This window comes from Trinickia caryophylli, assembly GCF_034424545.1.
Classification (GTDB): domain Bacteria; phylum Pseudomonadota; class Gammaproteobacteria; order Burkholderiales; family Burkholderiaceae; genus Trinickia; species Trinickia caryophylli.
In genome coordinates, this window is the sequence record NZ_CP139970.1 from 2,526,499 (window position 1) to 2,546,093 (window position 19,595).

Consider the following 19,595-nt stretch of genomic DNA (forward strand, 5'->3'; position numbering starts at 1 on the left):
AGTGCCCGCAGGCGGCCGCGAATCAACCGACCGTTCGGTTTTTATGGGGGCGCCACGGATCGGTCGGTATCCCGATACGGGGATGAAACCGCGGTTGCTCGCCATCGATTTGGACGTTTCTCCCCGACTGAAGAGACCTCGAGCAGGCACGAACTTCTTCTTGAGTTGCCATACAGGCTTTGCTACCTTTTTTCGTGTGCAATGCCTTTCTCTCGGAAAACGGCATGTTTACTCCCGTTTCGCCATCGCAAACCCCCCATCACGCCCCCCCGACACGCAATAGTGACTCGCCGGTGCCGGAGGAACGCCCAACATATGGGTTGGCGCCGTCAACGCGGCAGATGACGCCGCCGCTCGGCTATGCCCCGGGGGTATCGGTGACACACGAGCAGGAGCAGCCGGGCAGCTCGCGTTCGACGTCGCTGGCGAAATATGACTGGAAGGCACTTTGGGAGAGCCAGGGTGCCTCCCCGGGGTTCGGCGCTGGACGTTTCATGCCGCCACGCGATGGCGTCGCACAAGCGCTCTCACTCGTGCGAGACATGAGCGGCGAGCACACCGGGGCACGTGAGCTTTACAAGGAGGGGCGGAAACTATGGTTCTCGGTCAACATGACCGATCACGACAGGATTCTCGAATATCTGCAGAAATTATGGCGATTCGAATATAGTCAATTTGATAACAGCGTCGAGCGCGATCTCAGGGCGCGCTACAATCCGGCCGACGAATCAATCGCGAATCAGCTGATCAGGGAATACCTCAAATTCATAGGAACCGACCCGGGGCAGGTCAACGGCGAACAAGAGGCACTAATTTGGCGTGTGCTCAACAGTAATATCTACGGAAGGAAGTTCGATTCTGAAGTCTGCCGGGAATTGGTCGAGAAACCCTTCCCCGAAATGATGGAAGCAACAAGACAATTGGGGGCGGAGGCGTTCAGGGAGCTGTCGGAATTGCTCGGCGCGCAGAGAAGTACTGAAGAGAAGACGAAGTTCCTCACGGAACTCAGCCGACTGATTCGAAACGACGTCCGTCCCTGGTTCACGCGTGCCCCCCACGTTGCCGGGCTGATCGACGATTTCGACATGCATGCTCTCGAGCAGGCGTTAACCAATGTCTCGAATGGGTTCGAGATGATTTCCGTACCCTATTTGATCGTCAAGTGTTATAACACCATCGCTATGGTGGATTCGCAGTTGCTGCCGCAGTGGTTTCGCGATGCGACCGCCAACTACACGTTCAATATTGTGCCAAAGCGGAGCGGGGCTCGCGTGAACGATCCAACCCCGACGTCGGAGTATGGCATTCGGTTACCGGCACACCCGAAATACAAGAAAGTCGAACAGCTCGGCCAAGGCGCCGTAAACTATACGGTCAAACATAGCTTCGTGCAGCCGCACCAATACAACGCCGCGGCCCTACGTACGGGTTACCCGGTCGTTTGCGGCTTGTCAGGGTCCACTAACATCGTGGCCTTCTTTATCCGGAGCTTAAAGAGCAGGGCGGCGACGATTTCCGAGGGTGCGGCAATACTGAGCGTCGTTGCCGGTCTGAACTTCGACGGTGGACATTCGCTGAACGAGACGATTCCCGTCTATCATGCGACGACCAAACTGCCATCGAAGCTGCCTGGCGACGAGCGGCAATGGAGGCAATGGTGGAATAGTCACGTCGGTGACGATGCGGGTTATCGATTCTCTTACGATCAACTCGCAAGCCTGCCGGATTGGACCGGCGGCCAAAAATCCATGCACCGCGTTCTCAAGCGGGCGTTGAGCGATACGCTCGATTACTTCAAGTCGAATGACGTTCTGGATAGCCGTAACCAGGACGAAATCCCCAGGATTCGTTCCGGGCCGCGCCCGTTGCCGCTTCGGGCCGCCCCGCCGGACTCGGATGCGAGCGGGAGCGAAGACTACGAGTACGACTACGATTGACGTGCTCGGTGCCTCCCATTGCCATATGGGGCGGATAAGGACCGGCCGACTGTGACGCTGGTTCTTTCGTGGGGTCGCTCGCAAAAATGGCGGCGGATAAAGAAACGTTTGCGCGCGCCGTAAAACAGTCCTCGCGCGGCATGGCCGCGGTACGACATGACGATGTGAACGGAGCCGGTCTGCTCCGACCCTATCGAGGACTACGAAATGAATGGGTTCGACCGCATGACGGTTCTTAAAAAGCTGCTCATCGCGTTCAGTGTGGTGATCGCGTTCGGTGCCATCGTCGGCGGTGTCGGCGTATGGGGGATCTCGTCGATGCACGAGATCGCCGCGGACATCGGTACGACGCAGATCGACGGCCTTTACGCCATCGAAGAGGCCAACAAGTTCCGGCTCAAGGCCGACATGGCTGCCGCCAATCTCGCTCTGGCGCATGACGACGCGGCGCGACAGAAGTCGAAGGAGCACGTGCTCGATGCGCTCGCGAACATCCATACGGCACTCGACAAATTCTCGACCACTCTGCTGACCGACGATGGCCGCGCGCTCGTGCAAGAGGCGAAGGGCAAGGTGAGGGACTGGGAAGCGCTGCTGCGCATCGAGGCCGGTGCGCAGCCCATGCCGACCGGCCTCGACGAGGCCGTGCTCGCGCAGCGCGTTGCCGCCGCGAGCGATGCGTTGCGCGACGTGCTCGAGTCTTCGATCGCCAAGAAGCACGACGTCGTGCAGGACGTCGTCAAGGCTTCGACCGCGAGCTACCTCACCATCCGCCTCGTGATGTTGGTATTCATTGCGGCGTCCGTTGTCGTCGGCGTGCTGCTCTCGCAGTTCATCGCGCGGCGCCTCGCGCGTCAGCTCGGTGGCGAGCCCGACTATGCGGCGCATATCGCGAGCCGTATCGCCTCGGGCGACCTCACGGTGAACATCGAAACGCGCGCGGGCGACAGCACGAGTTTGCTGTGGGCGCTCAAGGACATGCGCGACAAGCTCGTATCGATCGTTTCGCGCATCGGCGAGTCGAGCGACTCGATCTCGGGGGCGGCCTCTGAGCTTGCGCGCGGCAACACCGATCTTTCGCAGCGCACCGAGCAGCAGGCGGCCTCCCTCGAGGAAACCGCGTCGAGCATGGAAGAGCTCACGTCCACCGTGCGCAATAACGCCGACAATGCGCATCAGGCCACGGGCCTCGCGGGCGGCGCCACGGAGATCGTGCAAAAAAGCAGCGTCTATGTGGGCGAAGTGGTGGATACGATGCGCGATCTGGCGGCCGGCTCCAAGCGGATGACCGACATCATCGCCGTCATCGAGAGCATCGCGTTCCAGACCAATATCCTCGCGTTGAATGCGGCAGTGGAAGCGGCCCGGGCAGGGGAGCAGGGCCGCGGCTTCGCCGTCGTGGCGAGCGAAGTGCGCTCGCTGGCGCAGCGCAGCGCTACGTCGGCCCGGGAAATCAAGGAACTCATCGAGGGGTCGACCGCTCGCGTCGATTCGGGCGCGGCGCTCGCCGAACGCGCCGGCTCGACGATGTCGGAAGCGATGGAGGCTGTACGTCGCGTCACCGACATCATGGGCGAGATTTCCGAGGCATCGAAAGAGCAGTCCACCGGCATCGATCAAATGAGTCGCGCGATCGCGCAGATGGATCAGGTCACGCAGCAAAACGCCGCGCTCGTCGAAGAGGCCGCGGCGGCTGCCGGCGCCATGTCCGACCAGGCGCGCCAGTTGAAGGATGCGGTGGCCGTCTTCAGCATCGGCTCGCCGGCACGGCACGCCGGCCACGGCGCGAGCAATGGCCGGCGATCCGGGACGGCACCGCGCGCCCTCGCCGCATCGCGCCCCGCGCCTTCGAGTGTGCCGGCGAGTGCGCCCGCGAGTGCGAGTCCCGTTCGGCCGGCGGCCGCGCGGCCCGGTCGCCCCGCCTCGCCAGCGTCCGTGGAAGCCTCGGCATCCGCGAAAGCGGGGGCCATGACGGCCGCCCCGGTATCCGAAGGCGGTTCGTCGGCGGGGGCCTCATCGGTCGCGTCGGCAACGGTCGCATCCACAACGCTCGCGCGGGCGCCCGCTCCCGGGGCTGCGACCCCTGCACCGACTGCGGCCTCGCCGGCGCCCCGGCGGCCTGCGCCGCCCCCTGCGACGCCCGCTGCGACGCCCGCCGTGGCCAAGCCATCCGCCCCCGCGAAGCCGCGCCCCGCGCCCGTGACCGTGACCGTGGACGACGACGACTGGACGCAGTTCTGATCCGCCGCCCGGCCGCCCTTGTCAGCGCCTGACTCCCTCCTTAAACTCGCGCGTGACCAAACCCGAGCGCGCCGCCGACGAGCGGCGCGCCAAGCCGTCACGACAAAAAGGAGTGCAACGAGCATGGCCGATTCCTATTTCCCGCGCTGGCGCCTGGCGCCGCGCGCAGTCGAGGGCCGTGTGGTCGGCCCCGACGAGCGCCTCGCATGGCCGCAGACATTGGCGATGGGCGTGCAGCACGTCGTCGCGATGTTCGGATCGACCGTGCTCGCCCCGCTGCTGATGGGATTCGATCCCAACCTCTGCATTTTCATGTCGGGTATCGGCACGCTGCTCTTTTTCCTGGTCGTGGGCGGCCGTGTGCCGAGCTATCTCGGTTCGAGCTTCTCGTTCATTGGCCTCGTGATCGCCGTCACCGCTTATAGCGGCCACGGCCCCAACCCCAATATTCCGGTGGCGCTCGGCGGCATCGTAGCCTGCGGCGTCGTCTATGCCGTCATCGGCCTGATCGTCGCCGTCGTCGGCACGCGCTGGATCGAGGCGCTGATGCCGCCCGTCGTGACCGGCTCGATCGTCGCCGTCATCGGCCTCAATCTCGCGCCGATCGCCGTCAAGGGCGTCAGCGCGTCGAATTTCGACGCCTGGATGGCGCTCGTGACCGTGCTTTGCGTCGGCATCGTGGCTGTCTTCGCGCGCGGCATGGTGCAGCGACTGCTCATCCTGGTCGGCTTGCTCATCGCCTATGCGATCTATGCGGTTGTCACCAACGGCATGGGCCTCGGCAAACCGATCGACTTCTCGATCGTCGCCAATGCGGCGTGGTTCGGCATGCCGCACTTCCGGGCACCGGCGTTCGATGCCCATGCGATGGCGCTGATCGCGCCCGTCGCGGTCATCCTCGTCGCCGAAAATCTCGGCCACATCAAGGCCGTGAGCGCGATGACGGGGCAGAATCTCGACCGCTACATCGGGCGCGCATTCGTCGGCGATGGCGTGGCCACGGTCGTCTCGGGTTTCGCGGGCGGCACCGGCGTGACCACCTACGCCGAAAACATCGGCGTCATGGCCGTGACGAAGATCTATTCGACACTGGTGTTCGTGGTGGCCGCGCTGATCGCCATTGTGCTCGGCTTCTCGCCGAAGTTCGGCGCTGTCATTCAGACGATCCCAGGCCCGGTGCTCGGCGGCGTTTCGATCGTCGTGTTCGGCCTCATCGCCGTGACGGGGGCGCGCATCTGGGTGGCGAATCGCGTCGATTTCTCCGACAACCGCAATCTCATCGTCGCCGCCGTCACGCTCGTGGTGGGCGCGGGCGATTTCTCCCTGAAGTTCGGCGGCTTCGCACTCGGCGGCATCGGCACGGCCACGTTCGGCGCCATCATTCTCTATGCATTGCTGCGCCGGGAGGCGGCGCCGGGCCCCGTGCTTTAAAGTTGCGCATGCCTTGCAGATTGTCAGGCAGGCGCACCTGAATGGTGCGTCGGCCTGCGCCCCGGTGTTCGACACGCGGACTCGGCGCACCTGCCCAGGGCTCGGAGCACTGCGCACGGAGCTTGCTTGATGGGCGGCAACGATCAAAAAAGCTTCCGAGGAGCCGTTGCCGATGATCCCCTATCTTCTGTTCGCAGCCACCGGCCGCCTGTCGAGGCGGTCATGGTGAGCATGCTGCAAGACGTGGCCGCCACCCCCCGGGCCGGCCTCGAGTTCGACATGGTTTCGGGTCTGCAGCGCTATTCGCTGCGCCACCGCGACCTCACGCTCACGAGCGTTTTCCAGCCGATCTTCAGTCTGTCGCACCTGCGCGCCGTCGGCTACGAGGGTTTGCTGCGCGCGCACGATGCCTTCGATTGCCCGGTGTCGCCGCTGGACGTTTTCGGCGAGGCGTCGCGCCAGGGCGAGCTGAATCACGTCGACCGCCTCGCGCTCACGCTGCATCTGGAGAACTTCAAGATGCTAGGGGCCGAGCGGGAGTGGCTTTTTCTCAACGTTCACCCCGGCGCGCTGACCGATTCGTACCAGGCAGCCGCCTTCGCGGCCAATCTGGCCCGGCTCGGAATCCCGCCGCGGCGCATCGTGCTGGAGATGCAGGAGGCACCGATGCACGACTTCGAACGCATCGCGGAGGAGGCGCGGCGTCTGCGCGAGCAGGGTTTCCTGATCGCACTCGACGATTTCGGCGCCGGCGACTCGAATCTCGAGCGGATCTGGCAGCTCGACCCCGACATCGTCAAAATCGATCGCATGATGCTTTCGCACGCCGCGCATCGGACCGAGGCCGCGACTATCCTGCCCGGCTTCGTTGCGCTGCTGCACGAGGCCGGCAAGCTCGTGCTCGTAGAGGGCGTGGAAACGGAGCACGAGGCTCAGCTCGCATTCGCCTGCGACGCCGATTTCGTACAGGGCTTCTATTTCGGCCGCCCGGGTGCGGGCTCGGCCGACAGCGGCTATGCGGCCGCGCGCATCGCCGAGCTGGCCGAGCACCATCGCACGCAGGGCGAGGCGCGCGAGCGCCGCCGCGCCGCCCGGCTCGCGCCCTATCTGCGCGCGTTCGTGCGCGCGGGCGAGCGCCTGAGCGACGGCGAGCCGCTCGAAGAGGTCTGCTGGAACTTTCTCGCGCTCGACTGCGCGGCGCGCTGCTTCCTGCTCGACGAGCAGGGCCAGCAGGCGGGCCGCAATATCGTGTTGCGCGCCGACCGGGCCGGTCACGACGAAGCGCGCTTCATGCCGGTTGCCGACGCTCAGGGTGCCAACTGGATGCGGCGCCCCTATTTCCGCGCGGCGATGGATGCGCCCGAGCGCGTGCACGCGACCAAGCCGTATCTTTCGATCAACGAAGCGCAGCCCTGCGTCACACTTTCGCTCGCGGTGCGCATCGGCGAGCGCCTGTGCGTGCTTTGCGGCGACATCGACTGGGTGGAGGAGGAGGCGTGATCGTGGTTTTTGCGGATTAAGCAGCCGGCCCGATATACCGACACACTGCTCGACGGCGCAGAAACGAAACGAAGCCGTCCTGGAGAGGGTCGATGAAGGCATGGAACGGGCGCGTCATGGGGCGCGTCATGGGGCGCACCTTGGAGCGCGCAGGCAAGCTGCTGGCCAGTGCGATTGCCGTGGCGGCGCTTGCGCCGAGTGGGGCGAGCGCGCAGGAGACGATCAGGATCGGCGTGCCCGCGCCGCTCTCGGGCAGCTTCGCGAATGCCGGCAGCGACATCGTGAACGCGGCGAAGCTGGCGGCAGCCGAGATCAACCGTGGCGGCGGCGTGCTCGGTCGGGCCGTCGAAATCGTGCCGGCGGACGACGCGTGCGATGCGAACACCGGCCCGATGGCGGCGCAGGCGCTCGTTCGAGCGGGCGTCGTCGCGGCGGCAGGTGGCTACTGCTCGGGCGCGGCGCTGCCCGAGATGCTCGTCTTTCATCGCGCGGGCGTGCCGTATGTACTCGACGCCTCGACCAACCCGCGTCTCACGAGCCTCGGCTACCCCGAGGCGTTTCGCACCATCGGCCGCGACGATCTCGAAAGCGAGTTCGTGGCGGATTTCATCGTCAAGGTGTTGCACGCGCGGCGCGTGGCCGTCGTCGACGACGGCTCGACCTACTCGAAAGGGCTTGCCGAAGGAGCCGTCGCGGCGCTGAAGGAAAAAAGCGTCGAGCTCGTGTTTCGCCAAACGATCACGCCGGGGCAAACCGACTATACGCCCATGCTGCGCGCGCTCGCGGCCAGCCGGCCGGACGTTTTCTACTACGCCGGCTATTTTCCCGAAGCGGGCCTGCTCGCCCGACAGGCGCGTGCGCTCGGCCTCGCGCTCACGCTGATGGCGGGCGGCGCGGCGAACGACCCGGAGCTGATGAAGGTCGGCGGCTCGGCCACGGACGGCATGATCGTCACCTGCGAGCCGATTCCGCAGTTCATGAAAAGCGCGCGGCCGTTCGTGAAGGCGTATGCGCAAACTTACGGTCGCCCCGCGGGCCCTTACTCCGCCTACGAGTACGACGCCGTGCACGCGATCGCGCGGGCGATCGCGCTGGCGGGCTCGCCGAAGCCGGCCGATATCGCCGCGGCGTTGAAGCGCCTTCCCGAATACAAGGGGGCGACCGGCGAGATTGCCTTCGATGCGAAGGGGGACCGGCGCGTCGCCCCCTATATGGCGATGATCGTGCGGGGTGCCGCTTTCGAGCCGTACCGCCGCCGCGATGCGCACGGGCGCTGGGTCGACGCGAAGGAGTAACGCGCGGGCCGGCGTGTCGGGTGTGTCGGGCGCGGGCGGGGGGCGTTGAAGCCGAGACCGCCCGTTGCCGGCCGTCGACGGCGAGCCGTCAGCGTGCGACAACCACCGGAATGCCGCGCAGCGACCCGGCACCCTTCGCGGCGGCGAGGGCGGCCTGCACGGCGTCGCTCGTCGCCGGCTCGATCGCAAGGCGCGCAGCGAGTTCGCGCTCGGTTCGCTTGACGCTCGCGAGGTTGGCGAGCTTCACGTGGCCGTAGCCGCGCACGCGCGCGTGCAGCGACGCGAGTGCCGCGAGTGTGGCGTGCGTCGCGGGGTCGCCGGCATTCGACGGATCGAGGCGCACGAACGCCTGCCGCATCGTGACCTCGTAATCGTCCGCCAGCGCGCGCTCCATGCGGCGCTCGAGCGTGCGGCCAAACGGATCGAAAGCCGTGCCGCGAAGGACGCGCCACTTCGCCAGTACGCCGAGTGCGGGCCACAGCCATTGGCCGAACGTCATCTTGCGCGGCACACCGCGGCTGTCCGGCTTGGCGAGCATCGGCGGCGCGAGATTGAATTTCACGCGGAAGTTCCGGCCTGCCTCGCCTTCGAACTGCGCTTCGAGCGCGGCGCGAAACTCGGGCGCGCAATGAAGCCGCGCCACTTCGTACTCGTCCTTCACCGCGAGCAGTCGATAAAACGTTGCGGCGACGGCCTCGGCGATGCCGGCGCCCGGCACGATGCGAGCGGCTTCGCGCGCCGCGTCGACGAGCGCGCGATAACGCGCGACATAGCGCGGGCCGCCGTAAGCGGCGAGCCGCGCTTCGCGATCGGCGACGAGCGCATCGAGCGCATCGAGCTCGTCGGGCGCGGCCGTGCGTTGCCGCCCCGCGGTAGCCGGGAGGGCGTGCCGCTCGGCCCACAAGGCCTCGAGCGCGGCGGTGTCGCCGGCGGCGAGCCTGCCAATGGCGAACGCGAGCTTGTTCATCGGCACGGCCACGTCGTTGAGTTCGATCGCACGCATCAGCGCCGCGTGCGAGACGGGCACGAGCCCGAGCTGCCACGCGAAGCCGAGCATCAGCATATTGGCGCCGATGGTGTCGCCTAGGAATTTGCCGGCAAGCGCCTGGGCGTCGCAGGTCGCGAGGCGCTCAGCCCCGGCCGCGTGCCCCATCTTGTCGAGCAGCGCATCGGCATGCAGGCTCGCGTCGGGATCGCGCACGAACGCGGCATTCGGAATCGGATGCGTGTTGACGACGATGCGCGTGCGGCCGTGGCGCACAGTCTGCAGGGCATCGGCGCTGGCGCCGACCACCATGTCGCACGCTAGCAGCAGGTCGGCCTGCTGCGTGTCGATGCGCACCTGATTGAGCCATTCGTCGCGCTGGGCGAAGCGCACGAACGAGAGCACGGAGCCCCCCTTTTGCGCAAAGCCCATGAAGTCGAGCACCGAGGCGCTCTTGCCCTCGAGATGCGCCGCCATGCTGATGAGCGCGCCGACCGTCACCACGCCGGTGCCGCCCACGCCCGTGACGAGAATGTCGTAGGGGGCGGCGTCGAGCGTCGTGGCGGGTTGCGGGAGGGCATCGACGCGCGCGGCGAGCGAGGCTTCGTCGAACGCCACGCCGGCCGCTTTTTTGAGGGTGGCGCCTTCGACCGTCACGAAGCTCGGGCAAAAGCCGCCCACGCAGGAAAAGTCCTTGTTGCAAGACGACTGATCGATGCGGCGCTTGCGGCCGAGCGGCGTTTCCACGGGCTCGACCGACAGGCAATTCGATTGCACGCCGCAGTCGCCGCAGCCCTCGCAGACTTCCTCGTTGATGAAAAGGCGCTTGTCGGGGTCCGGATACTGGCCTTTCTTGCGGCGGCGGCGTTTTTCGGCGGCACAGGTCTGATCGTAGATGAGCACGCTCACGCCCTCGACTTCGCGCAGCTCGCGCTGCACCGCGTCCAGCTCGCTGCGCGGATGAAACGTCGTGCCCTTCGGAAAGAGATCGTGGTGGCCATCGTACTTGTGGGGTTCGTCCGAGACCACGACGAAGCGCGACACGCCTTCGGCCTCGACTTGCCGCGCGATTTGCGGCACGGAAATGCTGCCATCCACGGGCTGTCCGCCCGTCATCGCCACCGCATCGTTGTAAAGAATCTTGTAGGTGATGTTCGCGCGCGCGGCCACCGCCTGACGGATCGCGAGAATGCCGGAATGGAAATAGGTGCCGTCGCCGAGATTCTGGAACACATGCCGCGTGCGCGTGAACATCGAATGCGCAACCCAGTCCACGCCTTCGCCCCCCATCTGGATGAGCCCGGTCGTGTCGCGATCCATCCATGACGCCATGAAGTGGCAGCCAATGCCGGCTTGCGCAATCGAGCCCTCCGGTACCTTCGTCGACGTATTGTGCGGGCAGCCGGAACAGAAATAGGGCGTGCGCCTCACGGCGTCGGCTGCGTTGGACAGGATGGCGGGCGCGACGAGATCGACGACACGTTCGCGTCGGTCGAGCGCGGGGCGGTGGCGGGCGAGCCAGTCGGCGAGCACCGGCAGGACGCGCGAGGGCCGCAGCTCGCCGAGCGCGGCCACGAGCGAGGCGCCGGCCGCGTCGTGCTTGCCGATGACAACCGGGCGCGAACCTTCGGTACGGTTATAGAGGTGGTCCTTGATCTGCTGCTCGACGACGGGCCCTTTCTCTTCGATCACGAGCACTTCGCGCAATCTGTCGACGAAGCGGTCGATGCGGCTCGTTTCGAGCGGAAACGAGAGCCCGACCTTGTAGATCCGCACGCCGGCCGCGTCGAGGTCGGCCGGCGAAAGATCGAGGCGGCGCAGGGCTTCCATCAGATCGAGATGCGCCTTGCCGCAGGTGACGATGCCCACATCGGCTCGCGGGCTCGGTGCGATCCACTTGTCGATGCTGTTCGCGCGCGCGAAGCTGCGTACGGCGTCGAGCTTCGCGGCGAGCCGCGCCTCGATGGCGAGGCTGGGCAGATCGGGCCAGCGGTTGTGCAAGCCGTCGGCCGGCGGCACGTGTTCGGGCGAGCCGGACCATTCGGTCTGCAGCGCGTCGAGGTCGACCGTCGCACCCGATTCGACCGTCTCCGAAATCGCCTTGAAACCGACCCATGCACCCGAGAAGCGGGACAGCGCGAAGCCATACAGGCCGAACTCGAGCATCTCGGCGACGTTCGACGGATTCACGATCGGCATGTGCCAGCCGATCATCGCGAAATCGCTCTGATGCGGCATCGACGACGACACGCAGCCGTGATCGTCGCCCGCGACCACGAGCACGCCGCCGTGCGGCGAGGCACCGTAGGCGTTGCCGTGCTTGAGCGCGTCGCCGGCGCGATCGACGCCGGGGCCCTTGCCGTACCACATGGCAAATACGCCGTCGACGGTGCGCTCGGGATCGGCCTCGATGCGCTGGGTGCCGAGCACGGCCGTGCCGCCGAGTTCCTCGTTGATGGCGGGCAGAAAGCGCACGTCGTGAGCGTCGAGCAGCTTTTTCGCTTTCCACATCTGCTGGTCGACCATGCCGAGCGGCGAGCCCCGGTAGCCGCTCATGAAGCCGGCGGTACGCAACGTTCGCGCGCGATCGAGCCGGCGCTGCATCAGCATGAGCCGCACGAGGGCCTGCGTGCCGGTGAGGAAAATGCGTCCGCGCACGGCGGTGAGGTTGTCCGCCAGCCGATAGTCGGCGAGCGGGGGCGTGCCGGCTATCGGCTGGCGGGCGGTCATCGATCTGTCTCCATTCCATGCGTCATGCGCGCATGGGATCCGTTCGTGGCGCACGACATTCGCGCGCCGGCGCGTCGGCCGGCCGCGCCGTCATGCGGCGATGCCTTCATTGTTTCGCGTCAATAACGAACGATTTTGCTTATCTTGCGGGCCGCCGCCCGGCTTCTCGGGCAGTTCCTGCGTCAAAGCCGCGTTTCAGGAGTGAGACCATGCGCCGCAGCGCACAAATCGAAAAAACAGGGTAGCGGCTGCCGCCGGCGAGCGTGGTGCGCCGGGCGTGCATAGGGAGGGCTGCGCCGCCTATTGGTCGAGGGGCGTGACGTCGTGAAAATGCGTGTAGTCGATATGGCGCATACCGTCCTCGTCGTCGTAAAGGAGATCGACGAACCGATGCTGCCAGCGGATTTCGTCGTGCGACCAGGCATGGCGGGCTTCCATCGACTGCGTCGTCGTTTCGTCCGCGCCTTCGATATGAAGCATCAGCGAAGCGCGGCTCGCGGCGAGGCTTTCGGCGCTTTCGCCCGCAAGCGGACTCGTCTCGTCGATCACATGCATCAGGTTCCAGCCGAGCAGGAAGATCGGATGGCGGTCGCGCACGAGCGCAAGGTCGGCGATGCGCCAGACGCGGTACCCCTCGGGCGTTGTCTCGTAGCGCATGAGCCGCAGCTTCGCGCCGGCCTCGCCAATCACGTTTTGCCGCGCGTTCGCCACGCGCACCATCAGCGTCGGCTTGCCGTCTATCGGTTGGACCACCGCGTAGTGCGAGAACATGATGAGCGCGCGCGGGCGCGAAAAGCGCACGAAGATGAGGCCGGTTGCCAAGGCGATGCTCGACATGCCCGTGAAGATTTCGAGCGACGCGATTAGGTGCGCGTAAGCGGTGCGCGGATGCATGTCGCCGTAGCCGACTGTTGCGAGCGTCTCCACGCTGAAGAAAAAGGCGCCGAGGAAGCCCGGTGGCGATTGATTGACGATCGGTGCGTCGCCGAGCAGGTACAGGCCCGCGAATGCGGCGTTGAGCACGAGGAACAACGCCGCGAGCGACGCGAAGAACGTGGGCCAGCGCGCCGTCAACGCACGGTGATAGAGGTCGAGCATGCCCGTCGCGGGCATCCCGTGCGTGACGATCGTACCCGTTTGCGTCCGCACGACGCGCCCGCGCCCGCGTCCGTGCCCGTGCCTTGCCGCACGCGCGGCGCGGGCCCGCCTGGTTGCCTGCTCGTTTGGGACTCCGGTCTGCTCTCGCGTGTTTGCTTGCATGGCGCCATCCTGGGTTCGGATCGCGCCAGAGCGTAACACGGGTTGATCGCGGGCGAATCAGGGAAACGAACGGGGCTTCGGTACGCCGGCGCCGTGCTCGATGTCGCTTACCGCGCGCTCGTGCGCGGCTTCGATCGCTTCGCCTTCGCTCGAATAACCGTCGTCGCCGCCGATCGTCGTCCATCGCTGCACGGGCTTTTCGAGGTGGCGGATCTCGTACTCGGCGTCCCAGCGTGTGCCTTGCAGTGCCAGCGGGCGCACGTGGATGGAATAGACACCGTAGAGATAGAGTTGCTCGGTCATGTTCTCCTCCTACCGCCGGCGCTGCCGGCGAGCATTCGGGAAAATGCGCCGGATGGGGCGCGACGCGGCGCGCAGGGCGGGAGTGCCCGCGGCGCCTGGCCGCGCGCGGCGCTAAAGCTCGATTTCGCCGAGAATGCGGTGCGCGAGCGCCTTGGCTTCCTCGAGCGCCTCCGAGGCCGTCGCATTCGGAGCGTCGACCTCGTAGGCGGTCGTCTCGAGTTCGGTCGCATCGTCGCGGGCGAGCGAGACGACGCCCTGGAACTGCCCGTCGTCGAGCTGTCGTACCGTCACGGTCGCCGTGTAGATGCCCTTGGTGTAGGTGACGTCGTCCATGATGCCGCTCCTTCGCTCATCGAGTGGATGCTTTGCATCCTAGCACGGGCATCGGGGATCAATGAGACGGCGTCTTCGCCGCCGTTTTACTCGGCCGGCAGCAGCGCCACCACTTCGTCAAGCGTCGGCGAATGCGCGCCGGCGCGGCGGCAGGCAGCCGCGCCCGCGGCCAGCGCGAAGCCGAGATGCGCGCCCCAGCCGCGCTGCGGCCAGCGCATGAGGCTGAACAGCAAACCGCCGATCGACGCGTCGCCGGCGCCGACCGTGTCCACCACCTCGACGCGCGGCGGCAGTGCCTCGATCGTCTCCTCGCCCGCGAGCAGCGTGGCCGCATGCGGGCCTCGCGTGACGAGCACGGCCGCCTGCGGGTTCAGTGCACGCAGTTCGGCGAGCGCCGCGTGTTCATCGGTGCCGAAGAGGCAGCGCAGGTCTTCGTCCGAGACCTTGATCAGATCGGCGAGCGCGGCCATGGCCTCGAGGGTCGGACGGTACCCGTGCGCCATCAGGTTGCGATAATTCGGATCGAAGCTGATGCGCACGCCGCGCGCACGCAGATCGGCTGCGAGCGTGACCAGCGTGGCCGCGAGCGGTTGCCGCGCGAGGCTGATGCCGCCGAAGTGCGCCCAGCGCGCCGCGTCGGTCCATCCCTCGGGCAGCAGTTCGGGATCGAAGGTCAGATCGGCGCTGTTCTCGCCGATGAAGAAATAAGCCGGCGGATGCGCCTCGTGCACGATCGCGAGCAGCGGCGCGCGCTCGACGCGCTGTAAAAAGCGCAGATCGAGCTCGGCGGCGGCGCTGGCCTGCCAGAGCGTATCGGAAAAACAGTCCATGCCGATCGCACCGGCAAAGGCGCTCGGCACGCCGAGGCGTGCCACGGCACGCGCGACGTTCCACCCCGCGCCGCCGGGGTGCGAAACCCATTGCGAGTCGTGTTGGCGCACGAGATCGGTGAGGATGTCGCCTGCGCTCACGAAGAGGGGAAAACCGGAATGGCGGCTCGTGCTCATGGTTGCTCGCTCGGTTGAACATCGGTAACGGGCGAGGAGGCTTCGTCGAGTGCGTGGAGCACTTCGTAGCAGGCGCCCATCGTGTGGTAGTCGGTCTTGCCGGCGGGGCTCTTTTCGTCGGTGTACTTGCGGTTGTCGCACGTCAGGATGCGATACCAGGCGCCGTAGCGCTGATCGACGAAATGCGCCCAGCTATACCGCCAGATCTCGTCGTACCAGTCCCAGAATCGCTCGCTGCCGGTGCGCCGGCCGAGCAGGGCGGCCGTGGCGAGCGTCTCCGCCTGCACCCAGAAGTATTTGTCGTGGTCGCACACGGTGCCGTCGGGGCCGAAGCCGTAATAGAGCCCGCCGTGCTCGTCGTCCCATGCGTGCGTCAAGGCCGCGTCGAACAGTTCGATCGCGCGCGGCAACAGCCACGGCAGCGGCCGGTGCCGCTCGAGAATCAGCAGCAGCTTCGCCCACTCGGTCTGATGCCCGGGCTGAAAGCCCCACGGCCGGAAAATATTCGAGCTGTCGCTTTCGTTGTAGTGCCAGTCGACCGACCAATCGGCATGGAAGTGTTCCCAGACGAGCCCGTGCGAGAGCTTCGCCTGCCGCTGCGTGATGTTCGTCGCGATGCGCTCGGCTCGATTGAGGTAGACGAGATGGCCCGTGGCTTCGTAAGCGGCCAGCAACGCCTCGGTGGCGTGCATGTTCGCGTTCTGGCCGCGATAGGTCGACACATGCCAGTCCGGCGTTGCCTCGTCGGCGTAGAGGCCGGCGGCGGCATCCCAGAAGCGGTGCTCCATCAGCTCGAACGTTTCGGCGATCTGCAGGCGCGCTTCCTCGATTCCGGCGGCGGCAGCGTGCGATTGCGCCAGCAGTACGAACGCGAGACCGTAGCAGTGGCGCGTGGCGTCGAGCGTGCGCTTTTCGCGGTTGCGCCACTCGATCTCCCAGTCGTAGCCGCGATGTAGCGGGTCCCAGTGCGCCTCGCGCAGGAACGCGAGGCCGTGGCGCGCGTATTCGAGGTACTGCGGATCGCCGAAGTGCCGATAGGCCATCGCGTAATTGAAGACGAAGCGGCAACTGCTCACGAGATGGCGCCGCACGCGGTCGTACACCGTGCCGTCGTCCTTGAAGTAGTGATAGAAGCCGCCCGATGGGTCGTGAACGGTCGGTGCGTAGAAGGCGAGCGTGTCGGCCACGTGCCCGAGCAGAAATTCGCGATCGCGGAAGTCGTCGACGGGCGGCACCGTGGCGTTCGTGTGCACGGGGCCAGGCAGCCCGTCGAGCGGCTTCGCGGTTCTCGTCGTCTTGTTCGTATTCGGTAGCTTCGTCATGGTGTCGTTTCCGATGGAACGTCTGCCGTGCTGCGCGCAGGCGGCGCGCCCGCGCCGATCGTGCTCGCGCGCGCGACGAGCTCGACGGGCAGCAGCACTTCGTATCCGGGGGGCGAGTCGTCGAGCAGCAGTTCGACCCCGCGGGCGCCGAGCGCTTCCTTGTCCGCCGCAATCGTCGTCAGCGAGGGCGACGCGTGAGCGGCCGCCGGAATATCGTCGAAGCCGACGAACGCGATGTCCTCGGGCACGCGCAAGCCGCGTGCGAGGCATACCTGCATTGCCGCGAGGGCGGTCACGTCGTTGCTGGCGAAAACCGCGTTCGGCAGCCCGAGCGGCGTGCGGCTGTGTGCATCGAGCAGGCGCTGCATTGCGAGCGCCGCGCCCGCGGCGGCCGGCAGGCTCGCGTCGCAGATGGTTTCGAGCGAAGGGTCGAAAAGCAGGCCTGCCTCGAAGAAGGCGCGGCGGTAGCCGAGCGCGCGCTGGGCGATGCTGTAATGGGCCAGCGAGCCGCCGATGAAGGCCACGCGCGTGCGATTCATCGAGAACAGGTGGCGCATCGCGAGTGCGGCGCCCGCGCCGTTGTCGAGGTTGACCGAGCGCAGGCCCGGAGCCCACAGATCGATCAGCACGAGCGGCCGGCCCATGGCGCCGATGGCCGCGAGCGTCTCGGGCTCGATGAAGCCGGCCACCGCAATGGCATCGGGCAAGTGCAGCCGCAACTGCTCGGCGATGTCCTCGGTCGGCCCCGCCGTGAGCAGCGACGGAACGATGCCGCGCGCGCGGCAGGCGTTTTCCACGCCGTGCAGCACGTGCGAGAAGAACGGACTCACCGCGAAATTGTTGTGCTGGCGGTGCAGCACGAACGTGAGACGCCGCACGCGCGGACGCAACTGCGCGGCGTCGTAGCCAAGGCGGCGCGCCGTTTCGACGACGCGTGTGCGCGTTGCCTCGGACAGGCCCGGCTGGTTTTTGAGCGCCCGCGACACCGTGCCGATCGACACATTGGCTGCGCGGGCAATGTCGCGAATGGTCGTCGTCATCGATCGAGCGCCCTCGATTCCCTCTTTTCGAATGTCCGCGATTGTATAGTAAAAATCCTGGAAAACTGCCCATATCGGTTCGGGGAATTCCCTGAACCCCATATACCGATTGAATTCTAGAACAAATGTTTGTTTAGTAAAAATGACTAAACAAGGCCGGATTGCAGGCAGGCAGAGCCGTTGGGGGGCGGCGCGCGGCGAGAAGGACCGGCGAGGGGAGGGGGGAACAGGAAGGAGTGGGAAGAAGCTGGAAGAAGCGGGCGGGGCGGGACGCCGCCGGAGGGCGTCCGCCATGCGAGCGCGGCGGCGCGTTCGCGTTTGCTCAGTCGGCCATCGCCGCGGCACGGGCACCGCCGAACGCGGGCTCGTGCATGTGAAGCAGCGCGGCGCCTTCGTCGATGTCGATGAGAAACGAGCCGCTCGGCTCCTGCTTGGCGCGATGCTTGGCGAGCGCCGCCACGGAGGCGATTTCCTCGCTGCCGTAGCGGGCGCCCGCGGCGGAATTCACGCGAACGCAGCCGATGGCCATCGTCACGAACGAAAAGAAGGTTGGATTGCCGCGCCGGTCTTCGCCGTGGATGCCGCCGGCCTCGCGGTCCTCGTCCGCATAAAAACGCAGCGCGCCCGAATTGAAGGCGTCGATTGCGGCTTGGACGCGCGCCGGCCAATCCTCGCTCTGGAACAGGATGAGGAAGTCGTCGCCGCCCACGTGACCGAGGAAATCGCGCGTGGGGTCGCAGGCATCGGCGAGCACGGCCGCCGCGAACTTCAGCACTTCGTCGCCTTGCCAGTAGCCGTAGCGGTCGTTGAACGGCTTGAAGTGATTGAGATCGACGTAGCAGGCATGGAATTGCGCTCGATGCTCGACGAGCCGTGCGATGTGCGAGCTGATCGGGATGTTGCCGGGCAGGAACGTGAGCGGGTTTGCATAGCGGGCGGCTTCGATGCGCACCTCGGTCACTGCGCGCACGAGGCTTTCGCCCGTGCCGAGCCCGAGATACCTGCCTTGATCGGTAATGACGAATCCATCGGCCAGATAGCGCTGATCGTCGCTCGCGAGCAGCTTCGCCATCTGCTCGACCGTCATCGATTTTTCGATGACGACGGGCGATGCATTCGCGAACAGCAGGCACGGGCGCTTGCCGAAGAGCTCGCGATGATAGGGCAGTGCGTAGCGGTCCATGAAGCTGCGGCGATTGACGAGTGCGACAGGCTCGTCGTTCTCGACGATCGCGAGCGCGTGCAGCGCCGGCAGCCGGTTGAAGAGGTCGAGCACTTCGTTGTTGGTCGCCGTGATCGGCAGTGCCGGGGCCGCGACGAGCATCTTGGCCGCGGCAACCCCACCCGACGGCGAGCCGGGCAGCGGGCTGCGCGTGGCTCCGGGAAAGACCGCGATGTGGGCGGCGTCGAGCACATCCCTCACGGCGCCGTCGATCGTGCACGGCGCGTGGGCGGCCGGGCGCCCGAAGAAAAAGCCCTGTCCGAACGCGATGCCCATGTCGCGCACCACGATGAGATCCGCCTCCTTCTCGATGCCCTCCGCCACGAGCCGTGCGCCGCTCGCGCTCGCGAAGCGCTGCATCGCGCGCACGGCCTCGAACTTGAGAGGATCGTTCGCGATGTCGTCGATGAAGAACCGGTCGATCTTGACGACGTCGGGCTGCAGGCGGACCCACAGGTTCATGCTCGCGTTGGCGGTGCCGTAGTCGTCGAGGGCGAATTGTGCGCCCGTCTCGCGCAGCGCGGCGACGACCGGCTCGAAGCCCGCGACGTTGTCGATCGCGCATTGCTCGGTCAGCTCGAGCACGATGCGCTCCATCGGCATGCCGTGGCGGCCGAGCCAGTTCATGACACGCTCGCGCGTGGCGCCCAGCGCGACGATCGCTTCGGCACTGAAGTTGAGGAAGAGTTTTCCCTCGCAGCCCAGGCCGGCGAAAGCGGCCACACAGGTTTCGGCAGCGGCGTGCTCGAGTGCCACCGAGAGGCCTTCCCTGGACGCCTGCGCGAAGAGCTCGCCCGGCGTTTCGAGTGCCGTACCGGCAGGGCCGCGGATCAATCCTTCGTAGCCGAGGATGGTGCCCCCGTCGAAGTCGACGATCGGCTGAAAGACGGCCGAAAGCGCACCCGCTTCGATGAGCTCGGCGACCTTCGGCGCGCACGGCGAGGGCGCAAGACGTAATGACATGACGGATTCAAGCCGTAGAGGTGGAA

At 66.3% G+C, this 19,595-nt stretch carries 13 protein-coding genes; 5 read left to right on the forward strand and 8 right to left on the reverse strand.

What is annotated here, in order from left to right; genetic code table 11:
- Positions 1-341 precede the first annotated feature (341 nt).
- The 5 genes from U0034_RS11375 to U0034_RS11395 all read left to right on the forward strand — a co-directional run bounded on the left by U0034_RS11375 (position 342) and on the right by U0034_RS11395 (position 8,404).
- The gene (locus U0034_RS11375) at positions 342-1,937 is read left to right on the forward strand and encodes a hypothetical protein (RefSeq protein WP_085227715.1); all 1,596 of its coding nucleotides are present in this window, start codon (positions 342-344) and stop codon (positions 1,935-1,937) included.
- Positions 1,938-2,144: 207 nt separating this feature from the next.
- Complete coding sequence (locus U0034_RS11380) at positions 2,145-4,178, forward strand: methyl-accepting chemotaxis protein (protein ID WP_176072589.1); 2,034 nt, start codon at positions 2,145-2,147, stop codon at positions 4,176-4,178.
- 123 nt (positions 4,179-4,301) lie between these two features.
- Positions 4,302-5,609, forward strand: a complete 1,308-nt coding sequence (locus tag U0034_RS11385) for a solute carrier family 23 protein (protein WP_085227716.1) — start codon at positions 4,302-4,304, stop codon at positions 5,607-5,609.
- Positions 5,610-5,831: 222 nt separating this feature from the next.
- Complete coding sequence (locus U0034_RS11390) at positions 5,832-7,109, forward strand: sensor domain-containing phosphodiesterase (RefSeq protein ID WP_085227717.1); 1,278 nt, start codon at positions 5,832-5,834, stop codon at positions 7,107-7,109.
- A gap of 92 nt (positions 7,110-7,201) precedes the next feature.
- On the forward strand, positions 7,202-8,404 hold the full coding sequence (locus tag U0034_RS11395; protein WP_085227718.1) for a branched-chain amino acid ABC transporter substrate-binding protein: 1,203 nt from the start codon (positions 7,202-7,204) through the stop codon (positions 8,402-8,404).
- Between the two features lie 88 nt (positions 8,405-8,492).
- On the opposite strand, the gene U0034_RS11400 is transcribed toward U0034_RS11395, so the two are convergent.
- The 8 genes from U0034_RS11400 to U0034_RS11435 form a co-directional block, all read right to left on the reverse strand.
- A complete protein-coding gene (locus tag U0034_RS11400) occupies positions 8,493-12,119 on the reverse strand; it encodes an indolepyruvate ferredoxin oxidoreductase family protein (RefSeq protein ID WP_085227719.1) in 3,627 nt (1,208 codons plus the stop codon).
- Between the two features lie 300 nt (positions 12,120-12,419).
- Positions 12,420-13,379 carry an ion channel gene (locus U0034_RS11405; protein WP_085227720.1) on the reverse strand — a complete coding sequence of 320 codons (960 nt, stop codon included), beginning with the start codon at positions 13,377-13,379 and terminating at the stop codon, positions 12,420-12,422.
- 57 nt (positions 13,380-13,436) lie between these two features.
- Positions 13,437-13,682, reverse strand: a complete 246-nt coding sequence (locus U0034_RS11410; protein WP_085227721.1) for a hypothetical protein — start codon at positions 13,680-13,682, stop codon at positions 13,437-13,439.
- Positions 13,683-13,793: 111 nt separating this feature from the next.
- Positions 13,794-14,015 carry a hypothetical protein gene (locus U0034_RS11415; protein ID WP_085227722.1) on the reverse strand — a complete coding sequence of 74 codons (222 nt, stop codon included), beginning with the start codon at positions 14,013-14,015 and terminating at the stop codon, positions 13,794-13,796.
- 86 nt (positions 14,016-14,101) lie between these two features.
- Positions 14,102-15,022 (reverse strand): carbohydrate kinase family protein, encoded by a 921-nt coding sequence (locus U0034_RS11420; protein WP_085227723.1) that lies wholly within the window; start codon positions 15,020-15,022, stop codon positions 14,102-14,104.
- Positions 15,019-16,344, reverse strand: coding sequence for an AGE family epimerase/isomerase (locus U0034_RS11425; RefSeq protein WP_085227724.1), 1,326 nt, complete (start codon positions 16,342-16,344; stop codon positions 15,019-15,021). Before U0034_RS11425 ends, U0034_RS11420 begins: the two co-directional genes overlap by 4 nt.
- Positions 16,341-17,384 carry a LacI family DNA-binding transcriptional regulator gene (locus tag U0034_RS11430; protein WP_085227725.1) on the reverse strand — a complete coding sequence of 348 codons (1,044 nt, stop codon included), beginning with the start codon at positions 17,382-17,384 and terminating at the stop codon, positions 16,341-16,343. The genes U0034_RS11425 and U0034_RS11430 overlap by 4 nt, the downstream gene beginning before the upstream one ends.
- Positions 17,385-17,706: 322 nt before the next feature.
- A complete protein-coding gene (locus tag U0034_RS11435) occupies positions 17,707-19,569 on the reverse strand; it encodes an EAL domain-containing protein (protein WP_085227726.1) in 1,863 nt (620 codons plus the stop codon).
- Between the last annotated feature and the right edge of the window lie 26 nt (positions 19,570-19,595).